Genomic DNA, 21,170 nt, shown 5'->3' on the forward strand with positions numbered 1-21,170 from the left:
GACGATTGCTGTCGACAAAACCGGATTATGCCAAAAAGAGGAATCATCTGCAGCAACGTATTCCGGCAATAAACCAGGTGCTGGCAAATGATTCCTCTGGGTGTTTTATTCAGTTCGTCGCTGTCGTCAAATAATCTGAAGCTTGCGCGCCTGTTCCTCGGTGAGGATATACTGTTCCTGCGGATAAGTCTCGTCTTCACTTTGTACGCCAAACATCTGCATAACTTCATTCCAGACTCCTTTTTGTACTGCTTCTTCCTGTGTAATGATAATCTTCATCGGGATCGCCGCCTTTGTGTTTGTTTTCGGTATGACGTTTATTTAAACAAATTGCAGCGGAAATCAAACTTTTGCTTGGTTAATGGTCATTACACGCAATCCGAAACAGCTGTATTCTACAAAGTATGGTTTACTGCAGATACGGATATGATCGCTGTACATCTTTAGTGCCGGCGTATACATCATTAATACTCACCGGAAAAAGTTTGATATAGCTGTCACAAAATTACCTGTATGAAAGTAGTATGTAATGAAGGAGGTTGGGAATATGACCGAAAATGAAATCGATAGCGATCTTACGCAGATCATAAGCAAAATCAAGCAGGGTGATAAACAGACTTACAGTTTGATCATTGAACGCTTTCAAAGACCCATATTTTTATATTGTTACTACACCCTGTATAACCTTCAGGAAGCAGAAGATGTTACACAGGAAACGTTTATAAAAGCCTATAAATATATCGGCAAGTTCGAATGTACGCAATCTTTCTCACCATGGTTATATAAAATCGCTCAGAATTCCTGCATTGATGTTTTGAAGAAAAAGAAAAAAGATCTGAATACCCTGTTTGCCTATCAAAAGGAACAAATTGAACAAGCACAGAATCCGACAATACATCTTGTTCATACATATCTGGATAAACTGACAAAAGAGGAAAAACAGATTGTACTTCTAAGATCGCTTGAAGAATACAGTTATGAAGAGATTGCTTTCATTATGAATATCAAACCGGCTACCGTTCGCAAGAAGTATGAACGGATTCGCAAAAAGTTAATTCAGGAAAAAAAACGGGGAGTGAATACGTATGGGCATTCATTTTGATTCAGATTCAAGTCTTAAAGAACTGCAAACTTCTATCTTGAATACTTCAATTGAAGTTGATCTGCAAGACAAGATCATGAAAAACCTGGACGATACCCAGGAAAAATTGCCTTTTACAGTAAAAAAGACATGGAAGTTTAAAGCCTTAACTGCATTTGGTTCCTTTGCGGCTGTAGTTACGCTGCTGTTGGGATCAAGCATGGCTTCACCTGCCATAGCTTCTACTATTCACGGCCTTCCTGTGGTAGGCAGTCTATTTCAAATGGCAGGAGACATGGGGCTGAAAATCGCTTATCAGCAAAAACTGTATACAGAAATTAATACAAATGATACCTATAACGAACTGACTATAAAAGCTTCTGCAGTCTCTTATGATGGAACCCGCGTCGCTATAGCTATAGAAGGAAGCAAAACCGAGGCCTATAAAGATTGGAATGACAAAATTCAAGACATCGACATAACGATCAATGGGAAAAGTATAAACCATTATTCAACCGATCATCATACTACGGGTATATTCTCCTTCCCCGGTCCCGATCAAAATTCCATGATTCTGGAATTTGGAGATCTGAGAAACCAGGGAGGAGCTCCTTTTCCCGATCAATTTAATGCAGGCCTTGATCTTCATGTTGAAGGCATTCAGAGGCCTCTTAGACTGGACGTACCGGTTCAATTAAATACAGATAACATTCAGACCACGTCTCCTTCCATCCAAAAAAGTACCAAAAATATTGGATTTAAAGTTAACACACTGGCGATTACACCTATTACTACAACTTTAGTAACCGAATTCATTCTTCCAACTAAAATGAACAACACTCAACAAAAGTATGGTTACGAACTATGGGATGATAACGGACACAAAATAAAACTTCTTTATGCCTATGGTTGGAATGATGGGAATAGCTCAACTACAGATACAAAGTTTGAACCTTTCCAATCGATTCCTCGAGCTGTAACTATCAAGCCTTTTAAGTATCTTTACCAAAAGAATTCCAATAAATACAAAACGGATATACATGGGAATATTCAGGTGAAATATATTCCTGAGCTGGAAATCACTTTAGCTGTAAATCAACATCAATAAAGCAAGCCCCCTACAATATAACTTCAATTCCTATCCCTTACAAAGTAAAGTTTGGTGATGGTATGCCAGAGTGGATCAATGCCAGAAATGCTATGATTACGGTTGCTCCAAGCGGTCCTTTCCGCCATTGCGAATATGCATAACTGCACAAACAAATAGCCCCCACCCTGAGTTCAGGATAGGGGCTATTGCACTAATGAAATTATCAATTAATAGCTACATACACGTAAGGTCAATAAGGACCTGCTTCATGTCCTGTATCTTCTGCTTTTTTGGCAGCCTTGTGAGCACGGTGCATTGGCGTACCTTTTTCCGGATCAGCCATTACTTTTTCCATCATTTCACGGACACGTTTGCCGTAATCTTCATCGGCCTGGGTAATATTGGCGAGCACTTTCTCCTGGATCACTTCGTTACACTGAGCCAGGTTGCTGCCCAGATTGCTGATCAGCTCATCGCGCTCCCAGTCTTCAAAGCTGCGATACGTCTCGCCCGCCTGTGCAAAATCATTCGGACGGTCGATCTTCTCGCGCATCAGACGGGTATTGTAATATTCCGGTTCATGATCCTTGCCTGCTTTTGGCGCTTCCTGGAGACCGCCAAGCGAAGAAGGCTCGTAGTTCACATGCGGATTCTGACCCGGTGCACGGTCTGTTTTGTAACGCATCTGACCACCGCTCAGGTTGGTGGCAACGCGGGACTTCGGCGCATTGATCGGCAGCTGCTGGTAGTTCGCACCCACCCGGTGACGCTGGGTATCCGAATAGGAGAATGTACGTCCCTGCAGCATTTTATCATCCGAGAAGTCCAGTCCATCCACCAGTACACCTGTACCGAAGGCAACCTGCTCCACCTCGGTAAAGTAGTCTTCCGGATTGCGGTTAAGCGTCATTTTACCAACCTTCATGAACGGGAACTTATCTTCCGGCCACAGCTTGGTATCATCCAGCGGGTCAAAGTCCAGCTCCGGATGATAATCGTCGCTCATCATCTGCACACACAGTTCCCACTCCGGATATTCACCGCGCTCAATCGCATCGTACAGATCGACAGTCGCATGGTTAAAGTCGAGGGCCTGAATCGCATTGGCTTCTTCCTGCTTGAGGTTGCGGATGCCCTGCAGCGGTTCCCAGTGATACTTGATCAGTACCGCTTCACCGGCTTCATTCACCCATTTGTACGTATTGACCCCTGATCCCTGCATCATCCGGTAGTTCGCCGGAATGCCCCATGGAGAGAACAGGAATGTAATCATATGTGTAGACTCCGGACTATTGGCGATAAAATCAAGGAAACGTTCCATATCCTGCACATTCGTAATCGGGTCCGGCTTGAACGCGTGAACCATATCCGGGAATTTGAGCGGATCACGGATAAAGAAGATTTTCAGATTGTTGCCGACCAGATCCCAGTTACCGTCTTCGGTATAGAATTTGGTAGCAAAACCGCGCGGATCACGTAATGTCTCCGGAGAATGACCTCCGTGAATAACGCTGGAGAAGCGGACAAATACAGGGGTCTGCTTGCCTTTCTCCTGGAAAAGCTTGGCGCGGGTATATTTGGCGATCGGCTCATCACCGACCGTTCCATAAGCTTCGAATACACCATGCGCTCCCGCTCCACGTGCGTGGACGACGCGTTCAGGCACACGCTCACGGTCGAAGTGAGTTATTTTTTCAAGAAAATTATAGTTCTCCAGTGTCACAGGACCCCGGTTCCCTACTGTTCTTACATTTTGATTGTCAGTGACAGGATGGCCCTGCCGATTTGTCAGCGTTACATTTTCTTCTTGAGTATTTTCTTGATCATTCGACTGCGGTTGCTTCTTGTTCTCATCTGCCATAAGATCTTCCGCCTTTCAAGAAAGTATAAGTTTGCTGAGTACCTATTCTTCATGACACAGGAAAACAAAAGATACGTCCGGTATAAGGACACATTACCTTTTTTTACCTGCTTTCACTCATTATAAAACACTTTTGACCCAAAAAGTGAACCGATTTCATAATTTTGTCCAATTTGTGAACAAACATAAGGTACAGTAGCATTTTACTTTCCCATTTTGTCTATCTTATACTGGGCATAACAAGGGCCGAAGCAAACGCTCCCTCTCTCTGCGTTACCAGACAATTCTGTATCCTGATTGGTAACAGCTGTATTCTAATATCGAAAGGTGGATCAACATGTATCTGCGCCGGGTTACATTATTAAAAGAAAATATCGAAGACTACAGCATATATCCCTTCTCCCTGCCATTGATCGAACGAATGGATATGCTGGAACTCAAAAATCCTGTCACTTTCTTCGTCGGTGAGAACGGTTCAGGAAAATCTACCCTGCTGGAAGCCATCGCCTACCAGTGCGGATTCCATACTGCTGGTGGTTCGCGGCAGAATACGTATGAGGTCAAATCGGCTGAAGCTGCGCTGGGTGACCATATCCGGCTCTCCTGGCTGCCCAAGTTGACCGAAGGATTTTTCCTGCGTGCAGAATCCTTTTACCATTTCGCCAATCACATCGATGAGACGGACACGACTAATTATAAATATTATGGCGGCAAGTCGCTGCATCAGCAGTCGCATGGTGAATCCTTTCTGAATCTATTCAAACACAAGTTTACCAGTATCCGCGAGTCGGCAATCTACCTGCTGGATGAGCCGGAGGCGGCACTTTCTCCTGCCAGACAGCTCTCCCTACTGCGGATTCTCCATGAGCTGACGCCGCGCTCACAGTTCATTATTGCGACCCATTCGCCGATTCTGATGGGCTATCCGGAAGCGGATATTATCAGCTTTGATCAGGAGACACTGCGCCGGATCGATTACCAGGACACGGATCACTACCAGATCACCCGCCACTTTCTGGAAAATCCAGCTCCGATGCTGCGCGAATTGTTCGAGGATTAGTCGATTTTCCATTACCCGCATGAATGGCTGCATCATCAGACAACTCTTCCCGCGGGAATCAACTTTTGAGAAGCAGATACTTTTATACCAGATAGATGAGATGAATCTCCCCTGCTTCATTACAGTACAAAAAAAACGCTGCAGCCTTATGACTGCAGCGTTTTTTATATTATGCTGATTATCCTTTGATGCATCAATACCCGAATTCAGCTTCACTGTAAAGAGAGCTTTATTGTTCCTATAATAGCCGAATCAATCCAGACCGCACCAGCCAATCATTCTTTTCCCAAGCAAGGCCAGGCCAGTTATTCGAGTTCCAGTCCTTTGGTTTCCTTGCCGAGGAACAGAACAGCCGCCGCCCCGATCAGGATCGCTACGAAGAAAATCGTAAAGATTGTGCTCACCGGTACACCATCACCGACGAGCATCCCTACCATAAATGGCGCAATTACCCCGCCGATCCGTCCAAATCCTGCCGCCATTCCGGTACCTGTCGAGCGCACCCGTGTCGGATACAGCTCCGGCGTATAGGCATACAATCCGCCCCATGCGCCCAGATTAAAGAAGGACAGACAGACCCCTGCGAGAATCAGCGACAGCTCGCTGGTAGCGTAGCCAAACCAGATGGCACTGACTGCGGTCAGCACCAGATAGACGACCAGCACGAATTTGCGGCCAAATTTCTCGATAAAGTAAGCCGCTGTAAAATAACCCGGCAGCTGGGCCAGCGTCATGATCAGCACATACTCAAAACTTTTGATCAGCGTAAAGCCCTTCAGTCCCATTACTGACGGCAGCCAGAGGAACATCCCATAATACGAGAACACCACCATAAACCAGAGAATCCAGGCCATCAGCGTCGTACGGCGGTACGGACTGCTCCATATTTCCCGTAGTCCATTTCTAAAGGATGCCTGACGACCGGCACCCCCTTTGACAAATCGCGGTGAATCCTCAATCGCACGGCGTAGATACAGCGCATACAATGCGGGTAAAGCACCGATCACGAATCCCCACTGCCACCCGTAACGGGCGATGACAAAATACGCGACCACAGCCGAGATAATCCAGCCAAATGCCCAGAAGCTCTCCAGCAGCACGACTGCACGTCCGCGATCCTTGACAGCAACCGATTCCGATACGAGTGTGGAAGCTACCGGCAGCTCGCCTCCCAGGCCAAAGCCGGCGATAAACCGGAGTGCCAGCAGTACGCCAAATCCTGTCGCCAGCGCGGACAATCCGCTCGCGATCGAGAAGATCAGCAGCGTCCACAGCAGAATCGACTTGCGCCCGTAGCGGTCTGCCAGATAACCGGCAGCCACTGCGCCGACTGCCATCCCGACCGAGTTGATACTCGTCAGATAACCTACCTCCTGCGGACTCAGACTCCAGCTCTTTGCCAGTGCCGCAGCGATAAAGGAAATCATCCCCACTTCCATCGCATCGAACATCCAGCTGAATCCCGCACTGAACAGCAGTTTCCGCTGCTTGGGATTCTGGAGTAATTCCATCTTGCTCATGTTATAGACCCCTTCTTTCTGATTCGCTTGTACTTTTTTGAACATACTTTTAGATGCTACGGTTTTTATTATACTCAAATCGTGGAAATTTACCTCACATTATTTTCAAATTGTTAAAATTTAATTTATTCGTCCTGTATAGCTAAACAAAATAATTACAAAAATAAGTAACAGCTTTAATATTTTCCCACTACATTAAGAAAGGGAAAAATATTTCCATTTATTACATATCAAGGAGGAATATCATGTCCATCAAAAGTAAACTGCTGGTGTGTGCACTCATTACAGGTTTGGCTGCACCGGCCTTTCCATCCCAGGCCTTTATGGCTCCTGCCACTCCGGCGGTAGCTGCTTCACCGGGAGCCTGGGCAGCCGGCCAGACGCCAGCGAATGTATCGGCAGACAAGCCGGTCATTCTGTTTGTACACGGTCTGACCAGCCAGGCCAAAGTCTGGTACGACAACAACGATATGTATGAGTATGCCTACAACAATGGCTACCAGACCGCTTTTATCAACATGTATGATATTTCCGGCACACCGGAAGACATGTGGAAAGATGGCGAACTGCTCGCCGCCAAGATCAAGGAAATCAGCCAGCACTTTGGCAAAAAGATCGTAATTGTTGCCCATAGCAAAGGCGGCGTCGATACCGAATCCGCGCTGGTCCGCTATAACGCTTATCCGTATGTCAACCGCGTCATCACGCTCAGTACGCCGCATCATGGCTCACAGCTGGCCGATCTGGCCTATAGCAGCTGGGCTGGATGGCTGGCGGATCTGGTCGGCTCCCAGAGTCCAGGCACCAACTCTCTTCAGACTTCCAATATGGAATATTTCCGCTCGGAAATGGCCAAAGACCCGGATGTGAATAAAGTGCCGTTCTATACACTCAGCGGCAACAAATGGTCGGGTTCCGGCAAGTCCTCCTACAGCTTCGGCGGTGCCTATCTGGCACTATTCGGCAGCAATGATGGTGTCGTCACAACCGATAGTGCACTGCGTCCGAACAGCACACTGGTACAGATGGGACCGTGGAATCATGCTACGGTACGCACCGGTTCCTACACCTTTGATCTGTTCAAATCCTATATCGGTACAGCTGGTGCACGGGCAGCTGCATTGGCTCCGGCTTCGGTAGGCACCAGCGTATACGGAGATGTCTATACCCAACCATCCGCAGATATTCCGGCAGCTATGTTTGCGAGCAATATGACCGCTTCCTCGCAGCCATCACTGCAATCTTCGCCAGCAGCGTCCACAGGATCGCCCAATTATGGACAATATTATGTGCGCGGTGGTGAATATAGCGGCACAGCGACCGAGACACTGACCGTAGAAGACAACGTAAAATCCATTACCCTCGACTGGATCACCGATCAGCCGATCGCTGAGCTGCGTCTGGTTTCTCCTCAGGGTAAGGTTCGTCATGTAAAAGTCAGTTCCGACCGGGATGAAGAAATTTTCAAAGGCGCTTATCATCAGGTAACCGAACTGAAACGTCCGGAAGCCGGTGAGTGGACAATCGAAGCAGTGAGCAGCCAATCCGGCGCTTATCTAATGACTGCCATCTATGCTCCAGGAGCGGAGAAGGCACGCCTGGATGCTCATTTCTCCGGCAAGTCGCTCGATATGACGGTGAATACACATGGGCTGGATACCGAGCAGACAGCTCTCACTTACAAAGTCGAATATTACGATGCACAGGGCAATCGTCTGGCTGCACCAACCGAAAGCCGCCGCTCCCTCTCTGCTGACAGTGTAAAAGAAAGCGTCAAAGCACCGGCTCCCGGACAGGCTTCCAACTATGTGATCACGACTGATGTGGAAGGCAAAACCGCCAGCGGAACGCCTTACAAACGCACACTGATCAAATCTGTCTATGTGGATGCACAGGGTCGTACCTATTCCCAGCAGAATTAATCCCTTTTACCATCGACTAACGGAATAAAAAGATCCACTGCATCATGCATACCATAAGCGACACAAACAGCCTGTTATGCTGAAGTTCAGCATATACAGGCTGTTTAATGTTCAGAATTTCATATATGAAAATACTCCAGTTCATACTCATTATCGCTAAACACAATCAGCCGGTCCGGACGGAACATCATTAGCGTAACATCACGGTTTCCCTGACCTTCCCACAGACTGTTCAAAAACAGATCCTTATCTATAATCGTCATACTCAGCCAAAAAGTATCGTCTACAGGCTGAATAACTTTCTGCACACCAGCTTCCTGCAGCAGGCTTTTCACCCAGATATGGGCAAAGTCCGCATCTGCCGGATACGGTAGTACCGCTGTAGGAGCAGGCCGCTGTTCATAACGGTGAATGCTGCGCAGCATCTGCTCGTGCCATGATGTATCGATGGTCTGCCGGTCCATAATGACTACTCCGGTTATGCCCTGGAGTTGATCTGCATATCGTTTAATTTTACTGTAAGCCAGCTTCTGCTGCATTCGCTCATAACTGGACAATGACATTATATCCCTCTCTTTGTAGCCTATTCCGTGTTCCTGTACATCTGTTTCCTTTGTGGACGGTCAGCCTGCTGCTGCCTGCCCTGTATATGTAAAACACCCCGGCTTCCGCGTCTGCGTACATGCCGGGGTGTTAGATTCAAAGCATATTACTTCGCAGACTGTTCCGCTTCCACGATAGGGAACCAGCCAGGAACGTTAATTACCATGTTCCACAGCGGATCCGGCAGGGTCAGCGCTTTTTGATCATTTTTGCTAAGTGTATACAGAATCTCGTCCTCGCGGCCGGATTCTACTTTCTCCACCCATGCTGGATCTACGATCAGCTGACGGCCCAGTGCGACCAGTGGAGCGCCTGTTGCCAGTACAGCAGCTGCATCATCAGGAGTCTTCACGGAACCAACGCCGATAACCGGCACTTTGGCACCTACGCGTTCCTGGATGATTTCCAGACGGGAGCGTGTATCTTCTACACCACGGCGTGGTACGGAAGTGTATTCCATCAGGGAAGTGTGCAGGTAGCTGAGGTTTTTGTCAGCCAGTGCATCGATCAGTACCAGTGTATCTGCCATTGTGATTCCCGGAGTTTCCGGCTCTTCCGGCGAGAAGCGGTAGCCAACGATGAACGGACCTTTGGCTTGTTCTTTGACGACACGCTGCACTTCATCCACAACAGCCAGCGGGAATGCCAGACGCTGGTGCACATCACCGCCCCATTTGTCTTCACGACGGTTGGAGTGCGGGGAGAAGAACTGCTGGATCAGGTAGCCGTTGGCACCGTGGATCTCCACGCCGTCAAAGCCTGCTGCAATCGCGTTGGCGGTTGCTTTACCAAAATCCTTGATAATGTCTTCGATTTCCTGCCCGGTCAGCTCACGTGGAGTTGGACCCTGACCACCATCACCACGCTCGCTTGGCACTGCGCTTGGTGCAGCTACATCGTTATTGACCAGTTCAGGCGGAGCCAGACGACCCGCATGGAAAATTTGCAGTACCGCTTTGGCACCGTTCTTTTTCAGTGTTTCTGCCAGACGAGTCAGTCCTGGCGTGAACTCCTCACCCACTGCACGGAACTGGTTGGCAAAGCCTTTTCCACCTGGAGTCACGTGAGCAACAGCAGTAATCGCCAGACCTACACCGGTTGTACGGCTTGCATAGTATTCCAGCTCTGCATCGGATACAGTCTCATCCGGGTTGGAAGAGGAGTGAGTCATCGGTGCCAGTACCAGACGGTTTTTCAGCTGAATACCTTCATTCAGTTCAAACGGTTCGAACAAAGCATTATATTTTGGATTCAAGATTTCTCTCTCCTATCTATATGTGTTGGTTTGCGAAGCGTATGGTATACACCAAAAGCTCTTATTAAAAGTAACAATATATATTATAGTAAACAATTATATTTTTCACAAGTTATTTTATAAATGTTCTTTATTTTTTTGAAATTCGGCTGATCCGTCCTGTGTTTACCCGTTTTATTGTTATCCAAATTCATGCAAAAACAGGCTCCCTCTGGCATGGTTATACGTTAACCTTTAGCCAGTGGAACCTGTTTTCAAACGCTGATGTTATATATTTTGTAACCTATAAATTGCGGCATGATCGACTTCGTTCCTGCAGTAAAGCAATCCGCATTTCGAAAGGCTTGGAGTGTTTAGCCTGTTATATTACCTTCTCAGGACTGCGAGACCGGCTTGCTCTTCTGACCGGCAGCTTCTGCCGCCTGCTCTTTCTTCTGAACATCCACACGCGGAGGTTCCTTGAGGAAGAACATCATGATCAGCGCGAGTACGGACAGCGCCGAAGCGACCAGGAAGGCCATATTCGTACCATGGATCAATGACAGATCCGCATTCTGGCCGGAAGAGGCCGCCGAGATGGACGCATTGGTGAATATGGTGATCAGCACCGCTGTACCGATCGATCCGCCTACCTGCCGCAGGGTATTGTTCATCGCTGAAGCGTGAGACAGCAGATGCACCGGCAGCTGATTCAGGCCGGCTGTCGTTACCGGCATCATGACCATCGACAGACCGAACATCCGCAGAGCGAACATCGCCACGATAAACGGAACCGGTGTCTGATCCGTCAGGAAAGCGAATGGAATTGTACCGATGGTCAGCAACAGCAGACCGATCACCCCGATGCGCTTGGCACCGAATTTATCAAATATCCGTCCGGTGATCGGCGACATAATGCCCATTAGAATCGCACCCGGCAGTACAATCAGACCGGACTGCATCGCAGTCAGATGGCGTGCATTCTGGATATAGAGCGGAAGCAGTGTCGACGCACCGATCATCGCTGTAAAGACAATAACCGTAATAATCATGGAAATGGTAAACAGGCGGTTCTGGAATACACGGAACTCCAGCAGCGGCTGCTTCAATTTGAACTGGCGTGTTACAAACAGAATCAGACTGATGACACCGACGGCGATCGTCACGATCACGACCGGATCACCCCAGCCTTTGGAAGCGGTACTGAATCCGTACAGCAGTCCACCGAATCCCAGCGTAGACAACATGACCGATGGAATATCCAGCTTCGGATCACGCAGCTGACCTACATTTTTGAGTGCAAATATTGCAATCACCAGGTCAATCAGGGCAATCGGCAAAATAATATAAAACAGATCACGCCAGGAGAACGTGTCGACGATCCACCCGGACAGTGTCGGACCAATCGCCGGCGCAAAGGAAATGACCAGACCGATCATACCCATCGCTGCTCCGCGGCTTTCTTTGGGGAAAATAATCAGAAATACCGTCTGCATCAGCGGCATAATAATCCCTGCTCCGGCAGCCTGTACAACCCGCCCGACGAGCAGTGTGCCAAAGTTCGGCGAGATCGCTGCGATCAGCGTACCGAGTGCAAACAATCCGATGGATGTAATAAACAGTGCTCTCGTGTTGAACTTATCAATTAAATAAGCGGTGACCGGGATCATGATCCCGTTGACCAGCATAAAGATTGTGGTCAGCCATTGTGCGGCTGTGGCATCAATATTCAAATCACGCATAATATGCGGCAGCGCCGTCACCAGCAGAGTCTGGTTCAGAATCGCCACAAACGCGCCGGCCAGCATAATGCCGACAATGAGTTTTACATTTACTTTCGGTTGTGGCTGTTGTGCTACAGCATTACCCATGTTTCTCTTCCTCCCAATTTGCAAAATAGACATGTTGAAGGTAGGAGACCTCTTCACTCAGTTCTTCACGCTGCCGGAGATAGGCGATCAGTGCATCAATCATAAATGCCTGCGGCACTTTCTTTCTGCGCTCGGCATCCAGTCGTTCGACAGCAGCCAGCAGATCTGCCCGGATATTTTCCGGGGAACGCTGATGAATGGCCAGCGTCAGTTCACGTACGGACTTACGCCATTCACTCTCTCCAAAGTATCGGCGCCCCACTTCCGGATCATACAGGTTCAGATGGGCGGCCAGCTCCGCATCCAGTACAGGAGTCTTGCCCATCCGCTGCTGAATGATGGCCTCCATGCTGTCCACGATAAAGCCAGCCAGTGCTTCCAGATCCAGTATGGTCTTGCGGTCGACATGAGACAGAAATACAAACTCTCTCATCATCCCCTGCATACAGACCGCCAGATCCCACACAATTGGCTCAACCTCTGTGCCAAATGCCTGAACAAGCGCTTCCTTCTGCCAGTTAATCATCGTGCGCTTGAAACTGAGCATTACCGTACGAATCTGGCTGCCCAGCTCCATCGGTACGTTCTGGTTCAGGTTAATAAAAAAGTCGTGTCTCACTATAAATTCACGCAGCTGAACAACCAGCTTCTGTACCAGCTGATCCCGCGGTGGCACATTATCTTCAAAATGAAGTGCACTGCTCGCCTGTACAATCTCCTCATGCAATGTGCTTACGATCTGAAGCAGTATGTCCTCTTTGGACTGAAATAATTTATAAATGGAAGCCTTGGACATATTGCATTGCTCGGCAATATCCTGAACAGTCGTCGCAAAATATCCTTTCTCTGCGAATAACTGGCTCCCTGCATACAGGATCGTTTTCTTCCGGTCCTCTGCCATAATCGTACATCTCCTATTTTCTAATATACCCCATGAAACCTGATGGTACTCAGGAAACCCGTCAGTTCTTACTTACTATTTTATATGAACTTATTTACAAAGTCAATCGTTGTCCTAACAAAAATATGTATACAATGTAATAAATGTATATATTCTTTTCCGATCTGCCAGAGCGGATAATTTTCTCTTCATTTATCGATAGCCACTGCTGCTCGGCTCCTTTTCATTCAGATATGCGCTTTTATTTATTAACCTCTCTACTTCGTATTATTCATTAATCTGCTATCCGTCTATTACTGCACCATATCAAAAAGCACCCTGTACCACCAAAGGTAAGGGTGCCCTGAATACATATTATTGTGATATTATGAGCAATCCGTTTGGATCGGCAGCCTGCTTGAGAACAGGCAATATCCTGATTACCCGAATGCTTGAATAGCTCAAGTTTACTCGTTCAGTGCCTTTTTCAGTGCAGCCAGATTCTCGCGCATAACGGAGATATAATCTTCTCCGGCAGCCGTCTGCTCACTGGTCAGTCCTTCCAGCGGATTCAGTACGGCCGTCTGGGCACCGACTTCGTTCGCGATGGTATCAGCCACTTTGGAGGAGACCAGCGTTTCGAAGAAGATCGTTTTTACATTGTTCTGCTTGGCAAAATCAACCACTTCCGCCATTTTGGCAGCTGTTGGCTCTTCTTCGGGAGACAGTCCACTGATTCCTACCTGAGTCAGCCCGTAATCACGTGCCAGATAGCCAAACGCAGTGTGCTGGGTAATAAAGTCTTTGCGTTTCGTATTGGACAGATCGGTTTTGTAATCTTCGTCCAGCTTTTTCAGTTCGGCCAGATAGGTATCGGCATTTTTCTTGAAGTCGGCCGCATGATCAGGAGCCAGCTCGCTCAGTGCAGTCTCGATATTGCGCACTTCGGTCTGAGCCTGCATCGGAGACAGCCATACATGCGGGTCCATACCGCCATGATCGTGATCATGTCCTTCTTCTGCAGCATGATCATGAGCCTCTTCACCCGCATGGGCTTCCGCTTCGCCTGCATGCTCTTCTTCTTCACTGTAACCGTCCATCACCTGTACGCTTTTGCTTGCTTCTACCATTTTGGGGCCGCTGGTGCCTACAGCATCCTGTACCTGGGTCATCCATGATTCGAGGCCGGCTCCATTATAGACGACCATGTCGGCTTCGGTGATTTTGGCAATATCCTGTGGAGTAGGTTCCCAGTCATGCGGCTCGGTTCCCGGCGGAACCAGTACCTGCACATCCGCCAGATCGCCGGCGACCTTGGAGGTGAATTCCTGCATTGGATAGAAACTGGTGACAATCTGAAGTTTGTCTGTACTGCCTTGTCCCGGAGTTGTACCGGATGTGGATGGGCTGCTGTCACCGCATCCTGCCAGCACCGTGCTCATTCCCAGAACGATTACTGCCGGCAGAGCCAACAATTTACCTTTGTTCCATTTCATTTCCATACTTCTCCTCCCCACTCCGTGATTAAGTGGTTATATTAGTTTTTGTTCAGTACTTCTGTTTTGACATTGCTCTGCTGTGAACTGCGGCTCTGGCGCTGCCAGAAACGGCGGCTGTCCACATCGACCACATAACCGGGGTCTTTATCCCGGCGAATACGATAGACAATACGCTGAATGCCCATGCCGATCAGCAGGAAAGCCAGCAGCAGCAACGCTACTGTCGCTCCCGGCGGCGTATTGACATAATAGGAAGTCGTGAGTCCACCGAACATGCCGAGCAGACCGATACTGACAGCCATGATCAGTGCAGAGGTAAATCCTCTCGCGAAACGAAGTGCCAGTGCAGCAGGCAGTGCCATCAATGCGGACACCAGCAGTACACCGACAATCGGCATCGCTGCAGCTACGGTCATCCCGGTCAGTACCGAGAAGGTCTGGGACAGCCAGCGCACACGGGTGCCACCGATCTGCGCCGTTTCTTCATCAAAAGTAATATTGTACAGCGGCCGTCTCATCGCTGCCCAGTAGATCAGCACGAGTGCAAAGACCGTACCGATAATCCACAGCTGGGTAGAGCTGACAGCCACGATCGAACCAAACAGATAGGAGCTGAAGCTGCGGTTCAGCCCGGAATCCATACTCATGAGCACCAGCGCCAGGGCGAGGCCGCCAGTCATAATAACGGCGATGGACACTTCTCCATATCCGCGGAAATTTTGCCGCAATCGCTCAATGACGAGCGCTCCGGCTACCGCAATAACAAACCCTCCGACCGAAGGGTTAATGCCCATAATCGCTCCGATTGCCACACCGGCCAGCGAGACGTGAGACAGCGTATCCGCCATCAGAATCTGCCTGCGCAGCACCAGATATATCCCGAGCAGCGGAGCGATGACAGCAATCATTCCTCCGGCCCAAAACGCGCGCTGCATGAACTCGTAGTCAAACATGCCCATCCTCCACCCTCCTCTCGTTCCAGACGGATCATGCGGTCCAGATAAGGCTCTGCCTCTTCCAGTCCATGGGTTACCATGACTACCGTCCGTCCGTGCTGTTTTACATGATGGCGCATCAATTCATAGAATCCTTTGCGGCTCTCCAGATCCATCCCGGTCGTCGGTTCATCCAGAATCAATACATCCGGTTCCTGGGCCAAAGCACGCGCGATACATACACGCTGCTTCTGCCCGCCGGACAGCTCGCCAATTTTGCGGTCACGCAGTTCCCACATGCCTACCGCTTCGAGGGAGGAGTGCACCAGCGCCTCCTGCTTCTCGCCAAAACGCTTGAACAAACCGAGTCTCATATAACATCCCGAGCGCACCAGTTCATAGACCGTGCTGGGAAAACCGCTATTGAATGAAGCGACCTGCTGGGGCACATAGCCGATCACCGGACGCTTTCCTTTTTCATTACGATTAATCTGTACCCGTCCGCTCCAAGGCTTCAATATGCCGAGCAGCAGCTTTAATGATGTCGTCTTGGCAGCACCATTGGGCCCGCTGAGTGCCATAAATTCATTACTGTATATTTCCATCGACAACCGATTCACTACCGGTTCCCGGTCATAACCAAACACTATATCCTGCATGGAAGCCAATAACAAGATTAGCCCTCCTTCCGTTCTTATCGTAACCGTTACGAATACCACCTGACTTACTTTACTCCTCGTATGTCAGCATTGTCAATACGTTTATCCAAAATAATTACGATCTGGATCGTCACCCCACCTGATCAGCAGTTCCATCCTTTTGGCAAGCAAAGAAGCACGGCACCTCTACAGATTATTAACCCGCAGCGTGTGCCGTGCCTGTGTATTGCCGTTTATTTGCATGCATACTTTGCCATGTGCGGTTGAACGGTATGCCTATCCTTGCCTGTCACATTATTTCTGGATCAGATACAGTCGGGAAGTCTCTTCCCAAATCTCGCCCTGCTTCAGACTAAAGAATCCTTTTTCTTCATCCGGCAGGTCCACATTTGGTGCATTGACCAGATTGGTCTGCGGCTCCGGACAGAGGAAGGCGCCGGAAGCTTCGCTGTTCCAGATCATCCAGTGCTTGTACCCTGTTCCTACGTCATATACCAGCTTCTCACCCAGACGGCTGTCGATAATCTCTGCATAGTTGCGGCCATTTTGCGGTGCAGCTGTATAATGGTTATCCATCACTTCACCGTATGGGTTGGCTCCTTCTGCCTTGAGCTGTTCTTCCCAGTCAGAGAGCGGCTGGAATTCGCCTGTCGGCAGCATACGCTCGGTCATCTGGCGGCGCTGACCGTAGGTGGCACGGAACGTCATATCATCCGCTGTGCTGTCCGGTGCAAACGGCGCATTCAGTGCCGTATGGAATGCCAGCATCATCGGCATCGGATCATTGCCTTCGTTGCGTACCGTAACCTGCTGCTGCAGTCCGTCTTCGGACAATGTATACTGCAGTTTCACCGTAAACTGATGCGGCCAGTATTGGTAGACCGGATGCGAATCATCAATACTCACACTCAGGCAGACCGTACTGTAGAACTCGTTGGCATCATAGGAATCCACTTCCCATACAATCGTATGCAAGAACCCGTGCAGATGGTTGTTGGTCGCTTCTTCATTAATAGGGAAGCTGTATCGTCTGCCGTTCCATGTAAATGTACCGTCTTCATAACGGTTCGGTGGGAACAATACCGGAATACCATGAGTTCCCGGGCTGGCACGGAACTCGTCCATTTCACCCTGCTCCGGTTCACGCAGGAAGTTATATCCTTTGACAGTATCACGGTAAGCGATCAGATTCGCTCCTACTCCTGGCAGTACAGCAGCTTCATACGGACCATATTTCAGCCATACTGCCGGCTCTCCCTGATAAGGTTGTTCATAAGCACTGGAATGATTGGACATAATTAAAGTCTCCTTTTCTGATCAAATCAAAATGGCATAGGCAGAAAATTCGTTATGTAATGGGATATCCTGTCTATGCAGGTTGCAGCTAACGTTAATGATTTTGCTTACTAATTAATATATAAGCCAACTATTAATGAGTGTAGCATATTTTCAACCATCCGCCAAAAGAAAACAGACTGCCGGGAAGACACAGGACTGAATCTCCCCGGTGCTGTTCATTTCATTTAGACGATACGTACTTTTTCACCTTTACGGGCCGATTCCAAACAGGCAGCAATTACCCGCGTATTACGCACCGCATCCTCAGGGCTGTAGGGCAATGGCGTTCGATCCAGTACCGAAGCTGCAAAAGCATCCATCTGAAGCGCGAAATGATTGGCGGGCTCAATGTATTCGTCCCGTTTGCCTTCATCCGTATAAATAGTAATCTGCGGTTCCCCATGAATATCGTCACGACGAAAAGCATAAGGAAGCTTGATTCTTCCTTTTGTCCCGATGATTTCCAGCGCGCAGCTGGAATAGGCCCACATCCCGCACTCAAATGTAGCTGACCTCGCATCTGGAAACTCCATCAGACCCGATGCCATCATATCCACATGATCATGCTTGGCCGAGAACATCGCATGAACAGTAACGGCTGTCGGCTCGGCTCCAAAATACATGCGGGCAGCGGATACGGGATAGACGCCGAGATCATACAGGGAACCTCCACCCATCGCCCGCTGATAGCGGACATTGTCAAGATCATCGGCATTGCTTGAAGTAAAACGCCCATGCATGCTGCGCAGCACTCCGATTTCTCCCGACTGGATAATTTCCCTGACCCGGTCATGCTTGGGATGATAACGGTACATAAATCCTTCTGCAAAAGTCACGCCTGCCTTACGGCAGCGGTCTACCATCTCGGCCGCATCGGCTGCTTCCAGGGCGGCTGGCTTTTCACACAATACATGCTTGCCTGCTTCTGCAGCCTTGATCGTCCATTCCTTGTGAAGATGATTGGGTAACGGAATATAGACAGCATCGATATCGCTATCTGTCAGCAGCGCTTCATAGCTTCCGTAAGATCTGGGAATCTCGCAGTGGTCTGCCACATGTCTTGCCACCTCGGCATCACGGCTGGAGATTGCCAGTACTTCATTACGCCGGGATTCTTTGATGGCAGGTATGATGGCGCTTACAGCAATTTCTGCAGTACTGATAATGCCCCACTTCAATTTACGTTCAGTCATGGCTGTATCCCTTCCCTTCGCTTCAGATGCGGTTTTGCCTGCCTTGGGACAAGCCTCTATCCCGAATGGCATCCTTTTCCGCTTCTGCAGAAGATTAGACTTCTTTCTATTATATAGAGTGCATCCTGTCAGGTCACCTTGTTTTCCAGTAAAAGTAAAATACATATCCGGCACTGCCGGCGGACCGGATAGGGGTCACCCGCACCTGTTCGGTTCGTTCGAGTGATCCCTACAGGCCGATGAACCATCTGCAGGCTGTTCCAATATAGTCAAGCAGCCTGTCAGTTATAGTTATCCGCTTCGGCTTTGGTCAGCATACCGATGCAGCGATCGAGATCGGTTTTGACCTGCTTTTTGTATAGTTTGGCTTTCTCGCGTCCATCATCCGTAAAATGGTAAATAACAATCTCCTGGAAATCAACCTTGGGATCGTTACCTTTTAACTGCTTGGTCCGGTAAAAAATACCTTCATGCACCAGTTCATGCAGTGCCCGATAAATCTCGCTCTGCGGTGGAGAATAGCCGAATGATTTAAACCGTTCCTTCATGTTCTCCAGCATCTCGTATCCGTAGCCGCGATGCTCTTCCACCATGGTGATCAGATATAATTTAATAAAGGCGCGCTGGGCGATCATAAATGCCATATCACTCTGCTCCTTTCCCTAATTGCCTGTGCATGCAACGCTGTGGAACAAATTATTCCACTTGTTCTATTATATGAAACTTTCACTACTTTGAAAAGTTAAGCAGCACCGACAAAAAGACCTGTTCAGAAACGAACAGGTCTTTGGCTGGATCAGGCTTGTTTTTGGACTTTCTTGTATGGAATCCCGGTCAACCATACCCCATAGGGGATACGGGTCAGCAAATAGGTCAGCAGTACGGACAGACCGAGCGTAATGACAGCCGTAATTAGGGTGCGTATCGTCACATCCCAGCCTGCCATGATCCAATCATCGAGTTCATACGTAATTCTGAGCATCAGGGCATGTGCCAGATAACCCCCGTAGGAATAACGACTGATCGTAATCCAGAACTGACGATGTCTGTCGCCGCCTGACTTCGTAATGCTCAGGGCAAGCTGATAGACCAGCAGCACGGAGGCCGTAAGGAACACAGCCATCAGCGGCTGCAGCAGCGTAAGACCAATAAATCGTCTGCCATAGGTAGCATCCAGTGGATACCCGCCCATCACCAGACCTGTATAATACACTACAAATAACCCGCATAGCAGCACGACCGGGAACTTTACCCGTCGCAGCGTATCCAGGAAAGTATTGATATGTAAGCCGGCCAGTGCGCCCAGCAAGAAATAGTACAGATAGTACACAATATTACGGTCCGCATAGGTTGTAAAGTACGGCATGAGCACCGGAATCTGCCAGGCTTGCGCCAGCTCGGATAACCATGGACGCAGCAACAAAATCAGCTCATAACCCGCAAACAGTACACCCGGCAAAATCAGTATTCCATATCGCCGGTCACTTGTCCATTGCACTGCTTTGCGCACGATTGTACGCAGAAAAGGAAACAGCAGATACATCGGTATGATCATCACGATATACCAGAGATGGTAGCTGGACTTGCCAGTATACCAGTACCGGGTAACATCCGGCAGCCATTCTATAACCGGTCTGGCATAGGTTCCATTCAGCCCGGCATAAAGCAGTGACCATAATAAATAGGGCACAATAATATCTTTAAACCGTTTGCGGATAAAAGAGCTGTAGGATATCACCCCGTCATAGTTATAAAAAAGCACCAGCCCAGTGATAAAAATAAAGGCCGGTACCGCAAATTTGGCCGCTAAGAGCATCAATGTGAGCCTTACACCATCTCCCGCCGTCACTTCAGGCACGACGGAGTAATGAGCGATCGAGTGCTGCAGCACAACGGCGGCAAAAGCCATGCCACGCAAAATCTCAATTTCTCCAAGTCTTTGTTTTTGTATCATACTGCTCTCCCGATCATCATAACAACTGCATGATTATTTACACATCATTACCATTTCATCATTCCAGTCACCTGTATTTGACATGGCTGGCGGTGCTGGAATCTGAGAGCCCTGTTGTTTTGGATTCTGTGAAGATGAACCTGGCATACGCAGTTCATTACGCAGCTTTTTAATCCACTCACGGCGTATCTTTTTCTTTTCCTTGGCAGAGCCTGACGCCTGGTGATTAAACATAAGTTGAGCTTGCATCCGTATCACCTCCTTATCCATAGTTTGAAGATATCATACCTTCACTGCCAGTATAACGCCAATCCTTTAAATCGGATAGGGCATTTATAACCTAATCCGCAAATCTTACCCAAAGATTATAGCGAAACCGGTAGAAATATGACGAAAGGCCCACCTTCGGTAGAAGTTTACCGAAGATGAGCCTATTTTAAGCGTCATGGCTGCGTATGACAAGCAATTAA

Annotated in this window: 19 protein-coding genes; 4 read left to right on the forward strand and 15 right to left on the reverse strand. The window is 48.6% G+C overall.

Annotated features, from left to right (window positions below):
- Positions 1 to 126: 126 nt before the first annotated feature.
- Positions 127 to 279: a hypothetical protein gene (locus WH45_RS23760; protein ID WP_200897678.1), complete on the reverse strand. Its 153-nt coding sequence runs from the start codon at positions 277 to 279 to the stop codon at positions 127 to 129.
- Positions 280 to 547: 268 nt separating this feature from the next.
- Here WH45_RS23760 and WH45_RS11300 point away from each other — a divergent pair, with 268 nt between their 5' ends.
- Both WH45_RS11300 and WH45_RS11305 read left to right on the forward strand, forming a co-directional pair.
- The gene (locus tag WH45_RS11300; protein ID WP_052723736.1) at positions 548 to 1,102 is read left to right on the forward strand and encodes an RNA polymerase sigma factor; all 555 of its coding nucleotides are present in this window, start codon (positions 548 to 550) and stop codon (positions 1,100 to 1,102) included.
- Complete coding sequence (locus WH45_RS11305) at positions 1,086 to 2,189, forward strand: DUF4179 domain-containing protein (RefSeq protein WP_046214420.1); 1,104 nt, start codon at positions 1,086 to 1,088, stop codon at positions 2,187 to 2,189. The genes WH45_RS11300 and WH45_RS11305 overlap by 17 nt, the downstream gene beginning before the upstream one ends.
- A gap of 232 nt (positions 2,190 to 2,421) precedes the next feature.
- On the opposite strand, the gene WH45_RS11310 is transcribed toward WH45_RS11305, so the two are convergent.
- The gene (locus WH45_RS11310; protein ID WP_046214421.1) at positions 2,422 to 4,032 is read right to left on the reverse strand and encodes a catalase; all 1,611 of its coding nucleotides are present in this window, start codon (positions 4,030 to 4,032) and stop codon (positions 2,422 to 2,424) included.
- 337 nt (positions 4,033 to 4,369) lie between these two features.
- On the opposite strand from WH45_RS11310, the gene WH45_RS11315 reads away from it, so the two are divergent.
- Positions 4,370 to 5,092: an AAA family ATPase gene (locus tag WH45_RS11315; RefSeq protein ID WP_046214422.1), complete on the forward strand. Its 723-nt coding sequence runs from the start codon at positions 4,370 to 4,372 to the stop codon at positions 5,090 to 5,092.
- A 305-nt stretch (positions 5,093 to 5,397) separates the two neighbouring features.
- Here WH45_RS11315 and WH45_RS11320 read toward each other — a convergent pair whose 3' ends face one another.
- A complete protein-coding gene (locus WH45_RS11320) occupies positions 5,398 to 6,612 on the reverse strand; it encodes an MFS transporter (protein WP_046214423.1) in 1,215 nt (404 codons plus the stop codon).
- Positions 6,613 to 6,857: 245 nt separating this feature from the next.
- On the opposite strand from WH45_RS11320, the gene WH45_RS11325 reads away from it, so the two are divergent.
- The gene (locus tag WH45_RS11325) at positions 6,858 to 8,534 is read left to right on the forward strand and encodes an esterase/lipase family protein (protein ID WP_046214424.1); all 1,677 of its coding nucleotides are present in this window, start codon (positions 6,858 to 6,860) and stop codon (positions 8,532 to 8,534) included.
- A gap of 119 nt (positions 8,535 to 8,653) precedes the next feature.
- Here the strand turns inward: WH45_RS11325 and WH45_RS11330 are convergent, their stop codons facing one another.
- From WH45_RS11330 to WH45_RS11385, 12 genes are all read right to left on the reverse strand, one after another.
- Entirely contained in the window at positions 8,654 to 9,097 is a 444-nt protein-coding gene (locus WH45_RS11330; RefSeq protein WP_046214425.1) for a hypothetical protein, read from the reverse strand.
- A 146-nt stretch (positions 9,098 to 9,243) separates the two neighbouring features.
- Positions 9,244 to 10,392, reverse strand: coding sequence for an NADH-dependent flavin oxidoreductase (locus WH45_RS11335; RefSeq protein ID WP_046214426.1), 1,149 nt, complete (start codon positions 10,390 to 10,392; stop codon positions 9,244 to 9,246).
- 374 nt (positions 10,393 to 10,766) lie between these two features.
- Positions 10,767 to 12,242, reverse strand: a complete 1,476-nt coding sequence (locus WH45_RS11340) for an MDR family MFS transporter (RefSeq protein WP_046214427.1) — start codon at positions 12,240 to 12,242, stop codon at positions 10,767 to 10,769.
- Positions 12,235 to 13,143, reverse strand: coding sequence for a TetR/AcrR family transcriptional regulator (locus WH45_RS11345; RefSeq protein ID WP_046214428.1), 909 nt, complete (start codon positions 13,141 to 13,143; stop codon positions 12,235 to 12,237). Before WH45_RS11345 ends, WH45_RS11340 begins: the two co-directional genes overlap by 8 nt.
- A gap of 446 nt (positions 13,144 to 13,589) precedes the next feature.
- Positions 13,590 to 14,618 (reverse strand): metal ABC transporter substrate-binding protein, encoded by a 1,029-nt coding sequence (locus tag WH45_RS11350; RefSeq protein ID WP_046214429.1) that lies wholly within the window; start codon positions 14,616 to 14,618, stop codon positions 13,590 to 13,592.
- A gap of 41 nt (positions 14,619 to 14,659) precedes the next feature.
- Positions 14,660 to 15,580, reverse strand: coding sequence for a metal ABC transporter permease (locus WH45_RS11355; RefSeq protein ID WP_046214430.1), 921 nt, complete (start codon positions 15,578 to 15,580; stop codon positions 14,660 to 14,662).
- Entirely contained in the window at positions 15,526 to 16,230 is a 705-nt protein-coding gene (locus WH45_RS11360; protein ID WP_046214431.1) for a metal ABC transporter ATP-binding protein, read from the reverse strand. Before WH45_RS11360 ends, WH45_RS11355 begins: the two co-directional genes overlap by 55 nt.
- 279 nt (positions 16,231 to 16,509) lie before the next feature.
- Entirely contained in the window at positions 16,510 to 17,511 is a 1,002-nt protein-coding gene (locus tag WH45_RS11365; protein WP_046214432.1) for an aldose 1-epimerase, read from the reverse strand.
- Positions 17,512 to 17,738: 227 nt separating this feature from the next.
- Complete coding sequence (locus tag WH45_RS11370; RefSeq protein WP_046214433.1) at positions 17,739 to 18,746, reverse strand: Gfo/Idh/MocA family protein; 1,008 nt, start codon at positions 18,744 to 18,746, stop codon at positions 17,739 to 17,741.
- A 281-nt stretch (positions 18,747 to 19,027) separates the two neighbouring features.
- Entirely contained in the window at positions 19,028 to 19,390 is a 363-nt protein-coding gene (locus WH45_RS11375; protein WP_046214434.1) for a helix-turn-helix transcriptional regulator, read from the reverse strand.
- Between the two features lie 152 nt (positions 19,391 to 19,542).
- A complete protein-coding gene (locus tag WH45_RS11380) occupies positions 19,543 to 20,700 on the reverse strand; it encodes an acyltransferase (RefSeq protein WP_046214435.1) in 1,158 nt (385 codons plus the stop codon).
- A gap of 33 nt (positions 20,701 to 20,733) precedes the next feature.
- A complete protein-coding gene (locus tag WH45_RS11385; protein ID WP_046214436.1) occupies positions 20,734 to 20,949 on the reverse strand; it encodes a hypothetical protein in 216 nt (71 codons plus the stop codon).
- Positions 20,950 to 21,170: the final 221 nt, after the last annotated feature.

The organism is Paenibacillus wulumuqiensis (assembly GCF_000971965.1).
GTDB lineage: Bacteria > Bacillota > Bacilli > Paenibacillales > Paenibacillaceae > Saccharibacillus > Saccharibacillus wulumuqiensis.

Bases quoted from the DNA above. Each gene is read 5' to 3' on its own strand.
- WH45_RS11355 (WP_046214430.1), bottom strand. From the start codon at position 15,580: ATGGGCATGTTTGACTACGAGTTCATGCAGCGCGCGTTTTGGGCCGGA.
- WH45_RS11340 (WP_046214427.1), bottom strand. From the start codon at position 12,242: ATGGGTAATGCTGTAGCACAACAGCCACAACCGAAAGTAAATGTAAAA.
- WH45_RS11385 (WP_046214436.1), bottom strand. From the start codon at position 20,949: ATGCAAGCTCAACTTATGTTTAATCACCAGGCGTCAGGCTCTGCCAAG.
- WH45_RS11375 (WP_046214434.1), bottom strand. From the start codon at position 19,390: ATGGCATTTATGATCGCCCAGCGCGCCTTTATTAAATTATATCTGATC.
- WH45_RS11365 (WP_046214432.1), bottom strand. From the start codon at position 17,511: ATGTCCAATCATTCCAGTGCTTATGAACAACCTTATCAGGGAGAGCCG.
- WH45_RS11300 (WP_052723736.1), top strand. From the start codon at position 548: ATGACCGAAAATGAAATCGATAGCGATCTTACGCAGATCATAAGCAAA.
- WH45_RS11325 (WP_046214424.1), top strand. From the start codon at position 6,858: ATGTCCATCAAAAGTAAACTGCTGGTGTGTGCACTCATTACAGGTTTG.
- WH45_RS11345 (WP_046214428.1), bottom strand. From the start codon at position 13,143: ATGGCAGAGGACCGGAAGAAAACGATCCTGTATGCAGGGAGCCAGTTA.
- WH45_RS11305 (WP_046214420.1), top strand. From the start codon at position 1,086: ATGGGCATTCATTTTGATTCAGATTCAAGTCTTAAAGAACTGCAAACT.
- WH45_RS11320 (WP_046214423.1), bottom strand. From the start codon at position 6,612: ATGAGCAAGATGGAATTACTCCAGAATCCCAAGCAGCGGAAACTGCTG.
- WH45_RS11370 (WP_046214433.1), bottom strand. From the start codon at position 18,746: ATGACTGAACGTAAATTGAAGTGGGGCATTATCAGTACTGCAGAAATT.
- WH45_RS11380 (WP_046214435.1), bottom strand. From the start codon at position 20,700: ATGATACAAAAACAAAGACTTGGAGAAATTGAGATTTTGCGTGGCATG.
- WH45_RS11310 (WP_046214421.1), bottom strand. From the start codon at position 4,032: ATGGCAGATGAGAACAAGAAGCAACCGCAGTCGAATGATCAAGAAAAT.
- WH45_RS11350 (WP_046214429.1), bottom strand. From the start codon at position 14,618: ATGAAATGGAACAAAGGTAAATTGTTGGCTCTGCCGGCAGTAATCGTT.
- WH45_RS11330 (WP_046214425.1), bottom strand. From the start codon at position 9,097: ATGTCATTGTCCAGTTATGAGCGAATGCAGCAGAAGCTGGCTTACAGT.
- WH45_RS23760 (WP_200897678.1), bottom strand. From the start codon at position 279: ATGAAGATTATCATTACACAGGAAGAAGCAGTACAAAAAGGAGTCTGG.
- WH45_RS11315 (WP_046214422.1), top strand. From the start codon at position 4,370: ATGTATCTGCGCCGGGTTACATTATTAAAAGAAAATATCGAAGACTAC.